This is a genomic window from Sphingopyxis terrae subsp. terrae NBRC 15098, assembly GCF_001610975.1.
GTDB classification, from domain to species: Bacteria; Pseudomonadota; Alphaproteobacteria; order Sphingomonadales; family Sphingomonadaceae; genus Sphingopyxis; species Sphingopyxis terrae_A.
In genome coordinates, this window is record NZ_CP013342.1 from 995,967 (window position 1) to 1,010,632 (window position 14,666).

Consider the following 14,666-nt stretch of genomic DNA (forward strand, 5'->3'; position numbering starts at 1 on the left):
CGGTCCCACCAACCCGTCATCGGGGCTCAATCTTGAATTTCGCCCTCGCCGCCGCCCAAGTCGCGCGCCACCTTGGGGTCGCGCAGCAATTGGTCGATGTGGCTCGCCTCGTCGAAGCTTTCGTCAGCGAGGAATTTGAGCTTCGCCGCATATTTCATGCGGATGCGGTGCGCGACTTCGCGCTGGAGATAGGCGGTGTTGGTGCGCAGCGCCTTCAGCACCGCCTCCTCGTCGCGGCCGAGCAGCGGCTTCACAAATACCGTGGCATGGCGCAGGTCGGGCGACATGCGCACTTCGGTCACGCTCACCGGATGCGTCGCGAGGACATCGTCATGCACGTCGCCGCGCTGAAGTATCTCGCTCAGCACATGGCGCACCTGTTCGCCCACGCGCAGGACGCGGACCGAGGGGCCTTCGGATTTTTCGTTATGCCGCATCGCTCAATATCCTGCCGCACCCCCGCGCATGCAGGGGTGCGGCGATGGTTCGATCACAACGTCCGTGCGCGTTCCTCGACCTCGAAGACTTCGAGGTGATCGCCCGGCTTGATGTCGTTGGTATCCGCCAGCACGACGCCGCATTCCAGGCCCGCGCGTACTTCGGCAACATCGTCCTTGAAACGGCGGAGCGACGCGATGGTCGTTGCCGAGACGATGACGTCCTCGCGCGTGAGACGCGCGTGTAGCCCCTTGCGGATGATGCCTTCGAGCACCAGCAGGCCAGCGGCCTTGTCGCGTTTGCCGGCCGGGAAGACTTCCTTGACCTCGGCGCGGCCGACGACGGTTTCGACGCGTTCCGGACCCAGCTCGCCTGCCATCTCCTTCGCGACTTCCTCGGTCAGGTGATAGATGACGTCATAATACATGAAGCGCACTTTTTCGCGGTTCGCGATCTCGCGCGCCTTGGCGTTGGGGCGGACGTTGAAGCCGATGATCGGCGCATTCGTCGCCGCCGCCAGCGTCACGTCGCTTTCGGTGATCGCGCCGGCGCCCGAATGGAGCACGCGGACGCGGATTTCGTCGGTCGACAGCTTGTTGAGCGCGTTGACGATCGCTTCGACGCTGCCCTGCACGTCGGCCTTGATGACCACTGGATATTCGATGACATTGGCCTTGTCGGCGAGCGCCGAGAACATGCCTTCGAGGCTGACCGGCGCCTGCGCCGTCCGCTTCTTGAGCGCCTGTTCCTGACGATAGGCGGCGACTTCGCGCGCGCGCGCCTCATTCTCGACGACGGTCAGCGTGTCGCCCGCCATCGGGACCCCGCCGAGGCCAAGAACCTCGACCGGCATCGACGGACCGGCTTCCTTGATCTGCTGGCCCTGATCGTTGACGAGCGCGCGGACGCGGCCGCTTTCGGCGCCGCAGACGAAGATGTCGCCGACCTTCAAGGTCCCGCGGCGGACGAGGATCGTCGCAACGGGGCCGCGGCCCTTGTCGAGCTTCGCCTCGACCACCGTCCCTTCGGCCGAACGGTCGGGGTTGGCCTTGAGCTCCATGATCTCGGCCTGAAGCGCTATCGCGTCGAGCAGCTTGTCGAGCCCGGTCTTCTTGAGCGCCGAAACTTCGACATTCTGGACGTCGCCGCCCATTTCCTCGACGACGATCTCGTGCTCGAGCAGGCGCTCGCGCACGCGCTGCGGGTTCGCGCCTTCCTTGTCGACCTTGTTGATCGCCACGATGATCGGCACCCCGGCTGCCTTCGCATGGTTGATCGATTCGATCGTCTGCGGCTTCAGCCCGTCGTCGGCCGCCACCACCAGTACCGCGATATCGGTGACATTGGCACCGCGCGCGCGCATTTCGGTGAAGGCTTCGTGGCCCGGCGTATCGAGGAAGGTGACTTGGCTCCCGTCGGGGGTCTTCACCTGATAGGCGCCGATATGCTGGGTGATGCCACCGGCTTCGCCCGACTGGACGCTGGTGCCGCGCAGCGCGTCGAGCAGGCTGGTCTTGCCGTGATCGACGTGGCCCATGATGGTGACCACCGGCGCGCGGGGCTTCATCTGTTCGGGCGCATCGACGTCCTGATCGTTGCGGATATCGACATCGGCTTCGCTGACGCGTTTGATCTCGTGCCCGAATTCGGTGACGAGCAGTTCGGCGGTGTCCTGGTCGATCGTCTGGTTGACGGTGACCATCATGCCCATCTTGAACAGCGCCTTGACGAGATCGGCGCCCTTTTCGGCCATGCGGTTCGCCAGTTCCTGCACGGTGATCGTGTCGGGAACGACGACTTCGCGAACCTGCTTTTCGCGCGGCCCGCTCGGCGTAAGATGCGAGCGCTTTTCCTTTTCGCGCGCGCGCTTCAGCGCGGCGAGGCTGCGCGCACGCGCGCCTTCATCCTCGTTGAGCGCACGCGTGACGGTCAACTTGCCCGACTGGCGCCGGTGATCGCCGCGATGTTCCTTTTTCTGTTCGGCGCGCTTCGGTTCGGGACGCTTCGGCGCCTCGACCGGCGTGAAGCGACGCGGCGCGGGCGCAGCGCTGCTCGTCGTGGCGGCGCGCGGCGCGGCTTCGGCCGGCTTGGCTTCGGCAGCGGGCGCGGCCGGCGCTTCGGCGGCGGGCTCGGCCGCAGCCGGAGCGGGCGCTTCCTCGGAAGCCTTGGATTTTTCTTCCCGCGCTTCGGCGGCACGCGCGCGCTCTTCTTCCAGAGCACGGGCACGTTCAGCCTCTTCGCGGCGGCGCGCTTCTTCAAGCGCGGCCAGACGCGCCTCTTCGGCTTCGCGCAGCAACTGCGTCTGGCGCTCCTGACGCGACATCAGGCTGTCGGCCTTGGGCGCGGCAGGCTTGGGCGCCGGTGCGGGTGCAGCCGGCTTCGGCGCGGGTGCGGGCGCGGCCTCGACCGCTTCAGCCTCGGGCGCGGGCGCCGCTTCGCCGGGACGGCCAAGCACGCGGCGGCGCTTCACCTCGACCACCACCGTATTGCGGCGGCCGTGGCTGAATTGCTGCTGCACCTGTCCGGCCTCTACCGTACGCTTCAGCCCCAGGGGCTTGCGGGTCAGAGTCGGCTTGTCCTGTTCGTCACTCATCGAAACGTCTTATTCCTTCAATACGCGTCCGAAACCGGAGAGTCCGTGTCGGGCTCCCTGGACGCCATCCCATTCCCCGCCGTGCGGGAATCCTGATCGGAAACGCGGTTGGCCGCGTCCCTAAACCATCCGGTGAAAAACTGCCAGCGGCTCAAATGCGCCAGCACCCGGTCAGCGGCACGGGCGTCGGTCACGCCCAGATGCACCGCATTTTCACGCCCCAATGCCATAGATAGGGTGTATCGGTCCACCGGCAAGACCGTCCCCTCACGGCCGGACCCTTCGTGATCCTCGCCGACCCGCCACGCCTGTGCCAGTTTCTTTCGCCCGTCTTCGCCGGCATCCTGCGCATGCAGGAGCAGGCGGACCTGTCCGCGGCGTGCCGCGTCCTCGATCCGCTCGCTGCCGAGGATCAGCATTCCGCCGCGCGCCTCAAGCCCCAGCCGGTCGAGCGTCGCACGCGCGAGTTGCGCCTCGATCCGCGCGCCCAGATCGTCGGGAATCGTGAAGGCGCCTTCGTGCAGCGCCCGCGCCAGCCCACCCTTGAGCTTGCCCTTTGCCTGCGCCGCTTCGAGCGCTTCGCGGTCGACGCCGATCCACGCGCCGCGCCCCGGCGCCTTGCCGAGCACGTCGGGCGCGATCATGCCGTCGGGCCCGAGCGCGAGGCGCACGAGCCGTCCGGCCGGCGCCACGTCGCCGGTTACCACACAGCGCCTTTCGGGCGCGTGCTGTCCGCGCTTACCCGCGCGGTCGGTTTGGCTTAGCTGATCATTGCGCGGGGTCCGCATCGGCGGCCTCCCCGGTCTGGGCTTCGGCTTCGGCAGCCGGTTCGTCGTCGAACCAGTGCGCGCGCGCCGCCATGATGATCTCGTTGCCCTGTTCTTCCGACAGGCCATATTCACCGAGCACGCCGCCCTTGTCCTCGGCGCGTTCCGAACGCTCGCGCGCCGGGCCGCGGCGATTCTCGCTGCGCTTCTTCGCGATCAGTTCGTCGGTTGCGAGATCGGCAAGATCGTCGAGCGTCTTGATCCCGGCCTTGCCGAGCGTGACGAGCATCGCTTCGGTCAGGTGCGGCAGTTCGGCCAGATCATCCTCGACGCCAAGTCCGCGGCGTTCCTGACGCGCGGCTTCTTCGCGGCGTTCGAGCGCTTCGGTCGCACGGCTCTGCAGCTCTTCGGCCAGTTCGTCGTCGAAGCCTTCGATGCTCGCCAGTTCGTCGAGCGGCACATAAGCGACTTCTTCGAGTTCGCCGAAGCCTTCGGCGACGAGCAGCTGCGCGAGCGTTTCGTCGACGTCGAGTTCTTCCTGGAACATCGTCGAGCGTTCGACGAATTCGCGCTGACGCTTTTCGCTCGCGTCGGCCTCGGTCATGATGTCGATCTGCTTGCCGGTCAGCTGGCTGGCGAGACGGACGTTCTGGCCTCGGCGCCCGATGGCGAGGCTGAGCTGATCGTCGGGAACGACGACTTCGATACGGCCGTCATCTTCGTCGATGACGACGCGCTGCACCGTCGCGGGCTGAAGCGCGTTGACGACGAAGGTCGCGGTGTCTTCCGACCAGGGAATGATGTCGATCTTTTCGCCCTGCATTTCCTGGACGACCGCCTGAACGCGGCTGCCCTTCATGCCGACGCATGCGCCGACGGGGTCGATCGAGCCGTCATAGCTGATGACGCCGATCTTGGCACGGCTGCCCGGATCGCGCGCCGCGGCCTTGATCTCGATGATGCCGTCGTAGATTTCGGGGACTTCCTGCGCGAACAGCTTCTTCATGAAGTCGGGGTGCGCGCGGCTGAGGAAAATCTGCGGTCCGCGATTTTCGCGGCGCACCGACAGGATCAGCGCGCGGACGCGGTCGCCGACGCGCATCAGTTCGCGCGGGATCTGCTGATCGCGGCGGATCACGCCTTCGGCGCGGCCCAGGTTGACGACGATGTGGCCGAATTCGACCGACTTGACGACGCCGGTGATGATCTCGCCCGCGCGGTCCTTATATTCCTCGAACTGGCGCTCGCGGTCGGCTTCGCGGACCTTCTGGAAAATCACCTGCTTCGCCGACTGGGCGTCGATGCGGCCGAGGTCAACCGCGGGCAGCGGATCGACGATGAAGTCGCCGACCTTCGCATCCTTCTGCAGCTTCTGGCCGGCGGCAAGGTCGACCTGCTTGAAATAATCGTCGACCTGTTCGACCACCTCGACGACGCGCCACAGGCGCAGGTCGCCGGTCTGCGCGTCGAGCTTGGCGCGGATGTCGTTCTCGGCGCCGTAGCGGGCGCGCGCCGCGCGTTGGATCGCTTCCTCGATGGCCTCGATGACGATGCCCTTGTCGATCATCTTCTCGCTGGCGACGCTGTTGGCGATCGCGAGCAGTTCGGCCTTGTTGGCGGAAATGGCAGTGGCCATCAGTCCTGTCCTTCTTCTTCCATGTCGTCGGCACCCTCGATCGAGAGCGGGACGGTTGCGGCAATCAGTTTGTCGGTGAGGACGAGCTTGGCCGTGTCGATCGCGTCGAACGGCAGCTTGTGCTCGACCCCTTCCTTGTCGAAAATCGTGACGATGCCGGCGTCGATGCCGGCGAGTTCGCCGTTGAAGCGCAGGCGCCCGTCGCGCTTTTCCTTCAGCGCGACTTTCGCCTCATGCCCCGCCCAGTCGGTAAAGTCGGCGGGACGCGTCAACGGGCGGTCGATCCCGGGCGACGACACTTCGAGGCGATAGGCGCCTTCGATCGGGTCCTCGCCCGCTTCCTCCAGCGCGTCGAGCCGGTCCGAAATACGGCGCGACAGATCGGCGCAATCGTCGATCGTCAGCTGGCGCGTATCGGGCCGTTCGGCCATCACCTGCAGCGTAGGGTCTTCCTCGCCGCCGAAAAAGGCGACGCGCACGAGCGCGAGGCCCATCGCCTCGGCTTCGGGCGCGATGATCGCATTGAGGACGTCGAAATCGACCAAGCTACATTCCCAAATATCGCGACAGGAAAAGCCATGCGTTTACGGCCGCCGCGGCCCGCGGCCCCGACGTCCTATCTGGCTAGCCATGTCTAGGAGTGAGCGTGCATATAGGCGCGTTGCGGGGAGTCGGCAAGCGGAGATTGGGGTGGGCGGCTTTCCGGTCGGTTGGGGTCGTCTGGCCGGATCGGCATGGATGGCAGTTAAGGACCGATGCTGTTGAAAAAGTCGGCCGCGGCGATGCGCCTGTAGAATTTCAGTCAGAAGGATTCACGAAGCCTCGACTGCGCGAACGAGCGATGCGCATAGGCCCCTTGTTTGATTCCGATATTGCCCGCCAAAACCCCCTTCGGGCCTTTTTCAACAGCATCGACCGATTGCGGACTTAGGGACTCCTTAGGGCTTGGTCGTCATACAGGTAGCCAATTAACCAGAGGCCTCGATGCGATGGAACTGTTACTCGACTGGATCGAACTGGTAGTAGCATTGGCGCTAGTGCTGGCAGTCGGGGTTGCCTGGCTTGCTAGACCACTATTTGACCATATTGCGGGCCAAAGAATGCAGCAAAGCAACTTCGTCGTGTTTGAGGCATACGAAGTCCATTGGCAGTACCTAAAAAGCGACATGGAAAGAGCGGGTTGGCGGTCCACCGATATTGAACCTGCGCACGGTGAAGCGAACCTGTATCGCTTTCAACAATGCAGTCCTTTCGCAGAGAAGCTCGGCGATCTCGTAAACAAGGGAATGCCCGAAACAGCGAACCGCAAAGAAGGTGCCGACCTGCTAATCAAGGTCGCCGAACACGGAATTGCATGAGATCGAACTGAAAATAGCGTTGGCGGGGACTCCCCGCCCTCAAAGCGGCCTCTCCCTCTCCTTTCCCCTTCCCTCGCTCGCACGGTCATGCTCAACGCGCCGGCATGGTTGACGATTCTCCCCTGCTTGCGCTGTCGAACGTCCGCGTCATGGCCGACGAGGCGTGCATTCTCGATCTGCCTGCGCTGACCATTCCGGCGGGCGAGAGCGCCGCGATCCTTGGCGCCAACGGGTCGGGCAAATCGACCTTGGTCAAGCTGATCGCGCGCCAGCTCTATCCCGCCTGGGGTGCCGACGTCCGCATCTTCGGGCAGGACAGCTGGAACGTCTTCGATCTGCGCAAGCTGCTCGGCATTGTGTCGTCGACGATGCAGCTCGACTTCGACGCCGAGCCGCCGCTGGAGGTGCTTGACTGCGTCGTCTCGGGCTTTTTCGCCTCGCGCGGGCTGTGGGCGCATCAAAGCTATACGCAGGCGATGGTCGATGTGTCAGTGGCGGCGCTCGGCGATGTCGGCGCGCAGCATCTGATCGGGCGCAGCATGGCGAGCCTGTCCACGGGCGAGGCCCGCCGCGTCCTCATCGCCCGCGCGCTTGCGCACCGCCCTCGCGCGCTGCTGCTCGACGAGCCGTGCGCCGGGCTCGACCCCGCGGCGCGGCATCATTTCCTCGACATGCTGCGCGGCGTCGCGCGCAGCGGGGTCGCGTTGCTGCTGATTACCCATCATATCGAGGAGATATTGCCCGAGATCGACCGCATCGTGATGCTGCGCGGCGGCCGCCTCGACCGCGACGGCGCGAAGGCCGATCTGCTGACCGGCGACAGCCTGACGCGCCTGTTCGGGCTGCCGATGACGGTGACAGAGCGGCACGGCTGGTATCAGGCCGATATCCACCCCTGACCGCCGCCGCTTTCCTCTCCTGTCCCGCTGCGGGACAGCGCACAGACGGAGCAATCTTTTATTCGCACCTCGCGGCATAAGCAGGGATCGCAGCCGCCCGGGCGAATCGGCCGATCGGGCGGGGCACCGGATTTTGACGCGCGCATGAAACCCGAACTCAACCTCGACGCCCCTGGCTATGCCGATGCCCGCGCCGCCTGGCGCGGTGCGCCGCGCGCGGCCGCTGCGGCGGCGGGTCCGGGGCGCAACTTCTGGATCGGCCTGCTCGCCGCGGTGCTTGTCGCCAGCGTAGCGCTCGCGCTGTCGAGCGGGCAGTTCCGCCCGCGCGGCTTCGGCCCCTACAGCGTGTCAGTGCCGCTGACCTTCAAACCCTATGACCCGACGCGCTGGGCGGTGATGAATTCGGACAGCTATGCCGACGCACTCAAGATCGACCCGACGCTGCCCGATCCCAGCAGCGTCGGCTATGCGGATGCGACCGCACTGCCGCCCGCCGATCCGGCGCAGCTTCGCGACGAAGCCTTCGTCGGCCCAGCGGCTAAGTCCTATGTCTTTCGCGGCGTCACCGCGCTCGACCGCGAACGCGCGCATTATTGCCTTACCTCCGCCCTCTATTACGAGGCGGCCTCCGAAAGCGATGACGGGATGCGCGGCGTGGCGCAGACGATACTCAATCGCGTGCGCCACCCGAGCTTTCCGGGCACGGTGTGCGGCGTCGTCTTTCAGGGTTCCGAACGCGCCGGCGTGTGCCAGTTCACCTTCTCGTGCGACGGCGCGATGGCGCGCGCGCCGAGCCGCGACAACTGGCTGCGTGCGAGCCGCATTGCATCGGCGGCTCTGAACGGCGCCGTGTTTCCCGGCGTCGGGCTCGCCACCCATTATCACACCACCGCAATCTGGCCGCGCTGGGGCAAGAGCCTGGTGATGACCAACATCGTCGGCGCCCATATCTTCCACCGCTGGCGCGGCCGCTGGGGCATGCCCGACGCGTTCCGCGCGCCCTATCTGGGCCGCGAGCCGGTGCCTGGCCCCTATCTTCCGGTCGCGCAGCAGCTTGCGATCCTGAAGAAGGGGCCGATCCCGGGCGCCCCCCTGTTGCCCGCCGCCGCGGTCGATCCCTTGCCCGCGGGCGGCCCCGCACCGCTGCCCGGCACGCTGAGCGCGCCCGCACAGACCGCGGCACCGTCCCCTTCGGCGCCCGCGGCGCCCACGCCGCCGGCCTACAGCGATCCGCGGCTCAACCAGTCGGGTCAGATCCGCGAGGAATATCAGAAGAGCGGCGAGTGGATTCGCTAGGCGTGGCGCGCTAGCTTCTTCTGCTCACAAGGCGAAGGAGGCGTTTCCATGGGGCATGTCAAAGGCATCGGCGGCCTGTTCTTCCGCGCGCGCGATCCTGCCGCGCTCAGCGACTGGTATCGCGACCGTCTCGGCGTCGGCGGCGGATGCAGCGCCGACGACAGCGCGCCGGCCAATCAATGGGTGTGGACGGTGACCGGCGGACCGCTGGTCTTTTCGCCTTTCAAGGCCGACACCGACTATTTCCCGGCCGACCGCCAGTTCATGATCAACCTGCGCGTCGACGATCTCGACGCGGTGCTCGCGCCGTTCCGCGCCGCCGGCGAGGAGGTGATCACCAAGAAGGAGTGGGACGATCCGTCAGTCGGCCGCTTCGCGCGCGTCCACGACCCCGAAGGCAATCCGATCGAATTGTGGGAGCCGGCGCAAGCGGGCTAGATCGCCGTCCCGGCGAAAGCCGGGACGACGGAAGCCTTACCTGCCCTGGCTGCGCCAGCGCTTGACGACGCGCTCCAATATTTCGGGCTCGCCGCCGGTTTCGCGCCAAAGCTGCGAGAAGAGCGGATCGCTCGACGCGGGGCGCTTGTCTTCCTCAAGCGTGTCGAGGTGAACGCGAATCGGGATCGACACGCCCTCGCCGCAGATGATGCATTCGCGGTTGCGCAGCGCCGGGATCGAATCGATGAAGCCGCGCGCGCCCTCTGGCATCGCCGCCTTGACGAAATGCTGGTCGCGTTCGTTGTTGAGGCGCATCGAGATGATCGTGCCGCACTGCGACAGCACGCCTTCGGCAAGGTCGGACGGGCGCTGGGTGATGAGCCCCAGCGACACGCCGTATTTACGGCCTTCCTTGGCGATGCGTTCGAGGATCTTGCGCACCGCCTGCCCCTGCCCGCTATCCTTCGACGGGATGTAGCGGTGGGCTTCTTCGCAGACGAGCAGGATCGGGCGCTGTGGCTCGCCGCGCGACCAGATCGCATAGTCGAAGGTCAGGCGCGACAGCACCGCGACGACGACACCCGTGATGTCCGACGGCACCCCCGACACGTCGATAATCGAGATCGGCCGGCCGTCCGACGGCAGGCGGAAGATCTTGCCGAGGAAGTTTGCCATCGTGTCGGCGACGAGCATGCCGGAGAACATGAAATTATAGCGCGGGTCGGCGCGCATTTCCTCGATCTTGCCCTTGATGCGCATGAAGGGCGCCGACGAAGTGGCCTTGTCGAGCTTGCCCATCTCGTTCTGCAGGATGTTGAGCAGATCCGACAGCAGATAGGGGATCGGCGAATCGACCGTGATCTTGGTCATGCCCTCGGCCAGACGGTTCTTGAGCCGCGCCTGGAGCAGACATTTGGCGAGCACGTCGCAATCGCCCTGGCGGTCGCGCCCCTCGCTGGTGACGAAAACCTCGCAATGTTCCTCGAAGTTCATCAGCCAATAGGGCATCGCGAGGTTATCGACGTCGAACAACGCGCCGGTGCCCTTGAACGCCGCCGAATATTCGCCGTGGGGGTCGATCATCACGATATGGCCTTGCGGCGCCAGCTCGCAGATCTTGTGCAGGATCAGCGCGGCGCTCGTCGACTTACCCGTACCCGTCGATCCAAGCAGCGCGAAATGCTTGCCGAGCATCGCGTCGACATACAGCGAACCACGAATGTCGCGCGTCGGATAGACGGTCCCGATCTCGACATGCGCCCGCTCGTCGGCGGCGTAGATCTGCTTGAGGTCGGCGCTGGTCGCGGCATAGACTTGGCTACCCGGAATCGGATAGCGCGTCACGCCGCGGCGGAAATTGTGGATGCGGCCGGTCAGCTTTTCTTCTTCGCCTTCGCCAAGGAAATCGATCGCCGCAACGATCAGCCCCTCGCCGCGCTCGTAGAGCTGCTGGTCGCGCACGCTGGCGAGCAGCCAGACATTGCCGACGCGGACCTTGACCTGCGCGCCCACCTGGCCCGCCATCGCGACCGAAGGGTCGTTGGATGTCGACAAGCCCTGCAACGCCGAAGCATCGAGCAGGATGCGCGAGGCCGAGCCGGCAATGTCGATCACTTCGCCGATTAGAAGGTCGTCGCGGTGGTGCGCCTGCACCGCCGCAATCGGCGCCGCCGTTCCGCCGCCCGCCAGCCTGACATGCTGCGCAGCCGTCGCGTCGCCGGTACCAAAACCGCCCCCATGCATATCCATATTCAGCCCCGCCTTATGTTTGTCCCGCGTCGACTATCGCAGGCGAGGGTAAACAAAGCGCTTATGATAGATCAGCGGCGGCGGAAAAGCGCCGATGCGGCATAGCCGAGCAGCAGCGACAGCGCGACCGCGGCAAGGCCGTACAGGAACCCGTGCCGCTGCGCCGCGAGCGCGACGAAGCGTTCGAAGCCCGCCTTGCGGATCTGGACGTCGCGCGAGGCGACCGCCAGCACGCGTCCCTTGCTGATCAGATAGGTTTCGGCGCGGTAGGTGCCCACGGGAACGCGCGCCGGCACGGGGATTCGCGCCCGATACAACACGCCTTCGGTAATCTCGACCGACGAAGGGTTTTCGTAGAAGAGCCCCATGCGGCGATAAAGATCGACCAGCCCCGCCTCGAATCGCTCGAGTTTCTTCGCCTCCGAAAAGCCTGTCGGCGACATCGACAGATTTTTAAGGCCAAGCTCGAAGATCGCCGCGGTGCGTTCGTCGACCAGCTTGTCGACCGGGCGCGACGACCCGATCGCGTAGAAACCGGGTGAGGTGCGCAGCCGGATGCTGCTGGCGTTGACCCACATGCCCGCGATGCGCTGCTTTTCGCGCAGCACCACCGGCCGCACCGGGCCCTTCAGAACGACGACGATATCGGCGCGGTCGTCGGGCAGGCGCTGACCGGGATAGAGAATGGCGCCGAACAGCAGCAATTCCTCGCCGGTGAAGCTGTACTGGATTTCGATCGAGCGGCTCGACACGTCGGGCACCAGGCGCGGATCGACCGCCTGCGCCGCGGCGGGCAGCAGCAACAGCAGCAGCGCTGCGATCGAGGCGCCGATCCGCGTCACTGGACGGTGTAGATTTCGTCGGGACGGATGAAGAGGCCGACCGCCATGCGCAGTGCGACGAGCAGCACGATGATCGCCAGCGCCATGCGCAGATATTCGGGGCGGACCTTTTGCGCGAAACGCGCACCGATCTGTGCGCCCGTCACGCTGCCGAGCAGCAGCAGGCCGGCAAGGACGATATCGACCGCGCCCGTCGTCATCGCATGGACCATCGTCGTCGCGATGGTGACAAACAGGATCTGGAACAGCGAGGTGCCGACGACCACCTGCGCTCCCATGCCGAGCAGGAAGATCATCGCCGGGACCATGATGAAACCGCCGCCGACGCCGAGCAGCATCGTCAATATGCCGACGAGCGCCCCGAGGATTAGCGGCGCGAGTGGCGAAATATAGAGGCCCGAGCGATAGAAGCGCCAGCGCATCGGCAGGTTCGCGACCATCGGATGGTGGCGGCGCTTGCGCGCCGGCGCCGGAAGCCCGGCCTGCAGCGCGCGCAGCGCGCCCCATGCTTCGCGCGCCATCAACCCGCCGACCGATCCCAGCAGCACAACATAGAGGATGTTGATCGTCGTATCGATCTGCCCCCATGCGGTGAGCAGTTCGAACAATCCGGCGCCGATCAGCGATCCGAGCAGCCCCCCGGCGATCAGCACCGCGCCCATCCGCAAATCGACTCCGCCGCGCTCGAAATGGGCGAGTGCGCCCGAGACGCTGGCCCCCGTCACCTGCGTCGCGGCCGAAGCCGCAGCGACCGTGGGCGGGATCCCATAGAAGATCAGCAGCGGCGTCGTCAGAAAGCCGCCGCCGACGCCGAACATGCCCGACAGAAAGCCGACCCCGCCGCCCAACAGCACGATGACCAGCGCGTTGACCGACAGATTGGCGACAGGAAGGTAAAGATCCATGGGCCCCGTATGCACGTCAGCGGCGCAAAACCAGCACCGATTCCGGCGACCCTAGAGGCTTTTCAGCGCAGGTGGAACCACCTGACTAGCGGGAGAAGCGCGCAAGGGGCGAATCCCCTATGCGGCCTGTGCTGGCGGCAGACGCCGGTCCCCGGACGCCCTGTTCCAAGGCCTGAAATGGGCAACGCCGCCGCGCCCCGGGCGGCGGTGAAGGTAGCAAAATCATGGCCGGCGCCCTGTACCAGACAGCCCAGCCATGCGGTCACCGCTTCCACCCGCCTGCCCCGCCCCTGTTCGTGACGTCTTGGCGTCCCATATGGTAATGGCTGATCGGCACAATCGGTTTGTAAAGCGTGACGCGGCCGTTCGAGCGCGCTACGACGTCCACCAAATGGCCCCCAGACAAAAAGAGGTGTAATTTCGTGACCCGCAGTTCGTCGCCACGCTCGGCTCTCCGCGACTTTCTTGAAAGCGAGAGCGCCGGCGGGATGTTGCTGATTTTCGCGGCCGCTTTGGCAATGATTATCGCCAATTCAGCGCTGGGCGCCGATTATCACCACGCAATCCATGCGGTGACGGGGCCGACGCTGACCGACAAGCTGGGTCCGATGACCGTTCACCTGTGGGTGAACGATGGGCTGATGGCGATCTTCTTCCTGCTCGTCGGGCTCGAGATCAAGCGCGAGTTCGTTGACGGACGCCTTGCGAGCTGGGACCGGCGGCGGCTGCCGATGATCGCCGCTGCAGCGGGCATGGCGGTTCCTGCGGTCATCTACATACTGCTTGCGGGGGGCACGGCGGGCCTTGCGCAAGGCTGGGCGATTCCCGCTGCGACCGACATCGCCTTTGCGATCGGCGTGCTCGCGCTGCTCGGCAAGCGCGCGCCGACGTCGCTCAAGCTGTTTCTGGTGACCGTCGCGATCGTCGATGACATGGGTGCGGTCGCGATCATCGCGCTTTTCTATACGGCCGAAATCAACATGCTGGCGCTCGGCGCTGCGGCGCTGCTGCTCGGCGTGATGTTCGCGGTCAACCGCGCCGGAGTGAAGCATCTCGCTGTCTATCTGCTGCTCTTTGCGCTGCTCTGGTACGCAATGCTGCTCTCGGGCATTCATGCGACGATCGCCGGCGTCCTCGCGGCGATGGCGATCCCCTTCGAACGCACGCCGGGTGCGCCCGACAGCGAAACCTCGCCGCTTCACCGCCTCGAACATGGTCTGCACCCGTGGGTCGCTTTTGCGATCGTGCCGCTGTTCGGCTTCGCCAATGCCGGTGTCGACGTGCGCGGACTGGGGGTCGACCAGATTTTCGCCCCGCTGCCGCTCGGCATCGCGGCCGGGCTGTTCTTCGGCAAGCAGGTCGGCATTTTCGGCAGCGTCTGGCTGGCCGTAAAGCTGGGGATCGCGGGCAAGCTGCGCGGTGCGACCTGGCTGCAGATCTATGGCGTGTCGGTGCTGTGCGGGATCGGCTTCACGATGAGCCTGTTCATCGGCGGCCTTGCTTTCCCGGGCAACGCGCTGCTGATCGAGGAGGCCAAGATCGGTATCCTGATGGGATCGCTCGTCGCCGCGCTGACCGGTTTTGCCGTGCTGCGCTTCGCCCCGCTCCATCCCGACCATTCGGGGATCGAGACGAGTTCGGACGCGGAAATCGCCCGCGACGGCGATGTCAGCGACACCTCCGAAGTGCGGCCCGCGACGGCTGGCTGATGCCCCGCCGCAGCGCAGTTCTGGCCCTTGCGGTCC

General features: G+C 65.7%; 13 protein-coding genes. 5 read left to right on the top strand and 8 right to left on the bottom strand.

Annotated elements, in window-relative coordinates:
• Positions 1 to 26: 26 nt before the first annotated feature.
• From rbfA to rimP, 5 genes are read right to left on the bottom strand one after another with little or no spacing between them, the layout of a single operon-like run.
• On the bottom strand, positions 27 to 437 hold the full coding sequence (gene rbfA / locus AOA14_RS04850; protein ID WP_062900990.1) for a 30S ribosome-binding factor RbfA: 411 nt from the start codon (positions 435 to 437) through the stop codon (positions 27 to 29).
• Positions 438 to 490: 53 nt separating this feature from the next.
• Positions 491 to 3,031, bottom strand: coding sequence for a translation initiation factor IF-2 (gene infB, locus AOA14_RS04855; protein WP_062900991.1), 2,541 nt, complete (start codon positions 3,029 to 3,031; stop codon positions 491 to 493).
• A gap of 17 nt (positions 3,032 to 3,048) precedes the next feature.
• Positions 3,049 to 3,819, bottom strand: a complete 771-nt coding sequence (locus tag AOA14_RS04860) for a DUF448 domain-containing protein (RefSeq protein ID WP_062900992.1) — start codon at positions 3,817 to 3,819, stop codon at positions 3,049 to 3,051.
• Complete coding sequence (gene nusA, locus AOA14_RS04865; RefSeq protein ID WP_003042722.1) at positions 3,800 to 5,434, bottom strand: transcription termination factor NusA; 1,635 nt, start codon at positions 5,432 to 5,434, stop codon at positions 3,800 to 3,802. The genes AOA14_RS04860 and nusA overlap by 20 nt, the downstream gene beginning before the upstream one ends.
• Complete coding sequence (rimP, locus tag AOA14_RS04870; protein ID WP_062900993.1) at positions 5,434 to 5,979, bottom strand: ribosome maturation protein RimP; 546 nt, start codon at positions 5,977 to 5,979, stop codon at positions 5,434 to 5,436. Before rimP ends, nusA begins: the two co-directional genes overlap by 1 nt.
• A 444-nt stretch (positions 5,980 to 6,423) precedes the next feature.
• Between rimP and AOA14_RS04875 the strand changes: the two genes are divergently transcribed.
• The 4 genes from AOA14_RS04875 to AOA14_RS04890 all read left to right on the top strand — a co-directional run bounded on the left by AOA14_RS04875 (position 6,424) and on the right by AOA14_RS04890 (position 9,425).
• Positions 6,424 to 6,792, top strand: coding sequence for a hypothetical protein (locus tag AOA14_RS04875; RefSeq protein WP_062900994.1), 369 nt, complete (start codon positions 6,424 to 6,426; stop codon positions 6,790 to 6,792).
• A gap of 104 nt (positions 6,793 to 6,896) precedes the next feature.
• Positions 6,897 to 7,691, top strand: coding sequence for an ABC transporter ATP-binding protein (locus AOA14_RS04880; RefSeq protein WP_062900995.1), 795 nt, complete (start codon positions 6,897 to 6,899; stop codon positions 7,689 to 7,691).
• Between the two features lie 144 nt (positions 7,692 to 7,835).
• On the top strand, positions 7,836 to 8,987 hold the full coding sequence (locus AOA14_RS04885) for a cell wall hydrolase (RefSeq protein WP_062900996.1): 1,152 nt from the start codon (positions 7,836 to 7,838) through the stop codon (positions 8,985 to 8,987).
• Positions 8,988 to 9,035: 48 nt separating this feature from the next.
• Positions 9,036 to 9,425 (top strand): VOC family protein, encoded by a 390-nt coding sequence (locus AOA14_RS04890; protein ID WP_062900997.1) that lies wholly within the window; start codon positions 9,036 to 9,038, stop codon positions 9,423 to 9,425.
• Between the two features lie 36 nt (positions 9,426 to 9,461).
• Here the strand turns inward: AOA14_RS04890 and AOA14_RS04895 are convergent, their stop codons facing one another.
• The 3 genes from AOA14_RS04895 to AOA14_RS04905 all read right to left on the bottom strand — a co-directional run bounded on the left by AOA14_RS04895 (position 9,462) and on the right by AOA14_RS04905 (position 12,921).
• Positions 9,462 to 11,174, bottom strand: coding sequence for an ATP-binding protein (locus AOA14_RS04895; protein ID WP_186401633.1), 1,713 nt, complete (start codon positions 11,172 to 11,174; stop codon positions 9,462 to 9,464).
• Between the two features lie 71 nt (positions 11,175 to 11,245).
• Positions 11,246 to 12,016 (bottom strand): TIGR02186 family protein, encoded by a 771-nt coding sequence (locus AOA14_RS04900; protein ID WP_082819825.1) that lies wholly within the window; start codon positions 12,014 to 12,016, stop codon positions 11,246 to 11,248.
• Positions 12,013 to 12,921 carry a sulfite exporter TauE/SafE family protein gene (locus AOA14_RS04905; protein WP_003042748.1) on the bottom strand — a complete coding sequence of 303 codons (909 nt, stop codon included), beginning with the start codon at positions 12,919 to 12,921 and terminating at the stop codon, positions 12,013 to 12,015. Before AOA14_RS04905 ends, AOA14_RS04900 begins: the two co-directional genes overlap by 4 nt.
• 422 nt (positions 12,922 to 13,343) lie before the next feature.
• Between AOA14_RS04905 and nhaA the strand changes: the two genes are divergently transcribed.
• Positions 13,344 to 14,630 (top strand): Na+/H+ antiporter NhaA, encoded by a 1,287-nt coding sequence (gene nhaA, locus AOA14_RS04910; protein ID WP_082819826.1) that lies wholly within the window; start codon positions 13,344 to 13,346, stop codon positions 14,628 to 14,630.
• Positions 14,631 to 14,666 lie beyond the last annotated feature (36 nt).

Excerpts from the sequence above, each read along its gene's own strand:
- rbfA (WP_062900990.1), bottom strand. The coding sequence starts at position 437 with ATGCGGCATAACGAAAAATCCGAAGGCCCCTCGGTCCGCGTCCTGCGC.
- infB (WP_062900991.1), bottom strand. The coding sequence starts at position 3,031 with ATGAGTGACGAACAGGACAAGCCGACTCTGACCCGCAAGCCCCTGGGG.
- AOA14_RS04860 (WP_062900992.1), bottom strand. The coding sequence starts at position 3,819 with ATGCGGACCCCGCGCAATGATCAGCTAAGCCAAACCGACCGCGCGGGT.
- nusA (WP_003042722.1), bottom strand. The coding sequence starts at position 5,434 with ATGGCCACTGCCATTTCCGCCAACAAGGCCGAACTGCTCGCGATCGCC.
- AOA14_RS04875 (WP_062900994.1), top strand. The coding sequence starts at position 6,424 with ATGGAACTGTTACTCGACTGGATCGAACTGGTAGTAGCATTGGCGCTA.
- AOA14_RS04880 (WP_062900995.1), top strand. The coding sequence starts at position 6,897 with ATGGTTGACGATTCTCCCCTGCTTGCGCTGTCGAACGTCCGCGTCATG.
- AOA14_RS04885 (WP_062900996.1), top strand. The coding sequence starts at position 7,836 with ATGAAACCCGAACTCAACCTCGACGCCCCTGGCTATGCCGATGCCCGC.
- AOA14_RS04890 (WP_062900997.1), top strand. The coding sequence starts at position 9,036 with ATGGGGCATGTCAAAGGCATCGGCGGCCTGTTCTTCCGCGCGCGCGAT.
- AOA14_RS04895 (WP_186401633.1), bottom strand. The coding sequence starts at position 11,174 with ATGGATATGCATGGGGGCGGTTTTGGTACCGGCGACGCGACGGCTGCG.
- AOA14_RS04905 (WP_003042748.1), bottom strand. The coding sequence starts at position 12,921 with ATGGATCTTTACCTTCCTGTCGCCAATCTGTCGGTCAACGCGCTGGTC.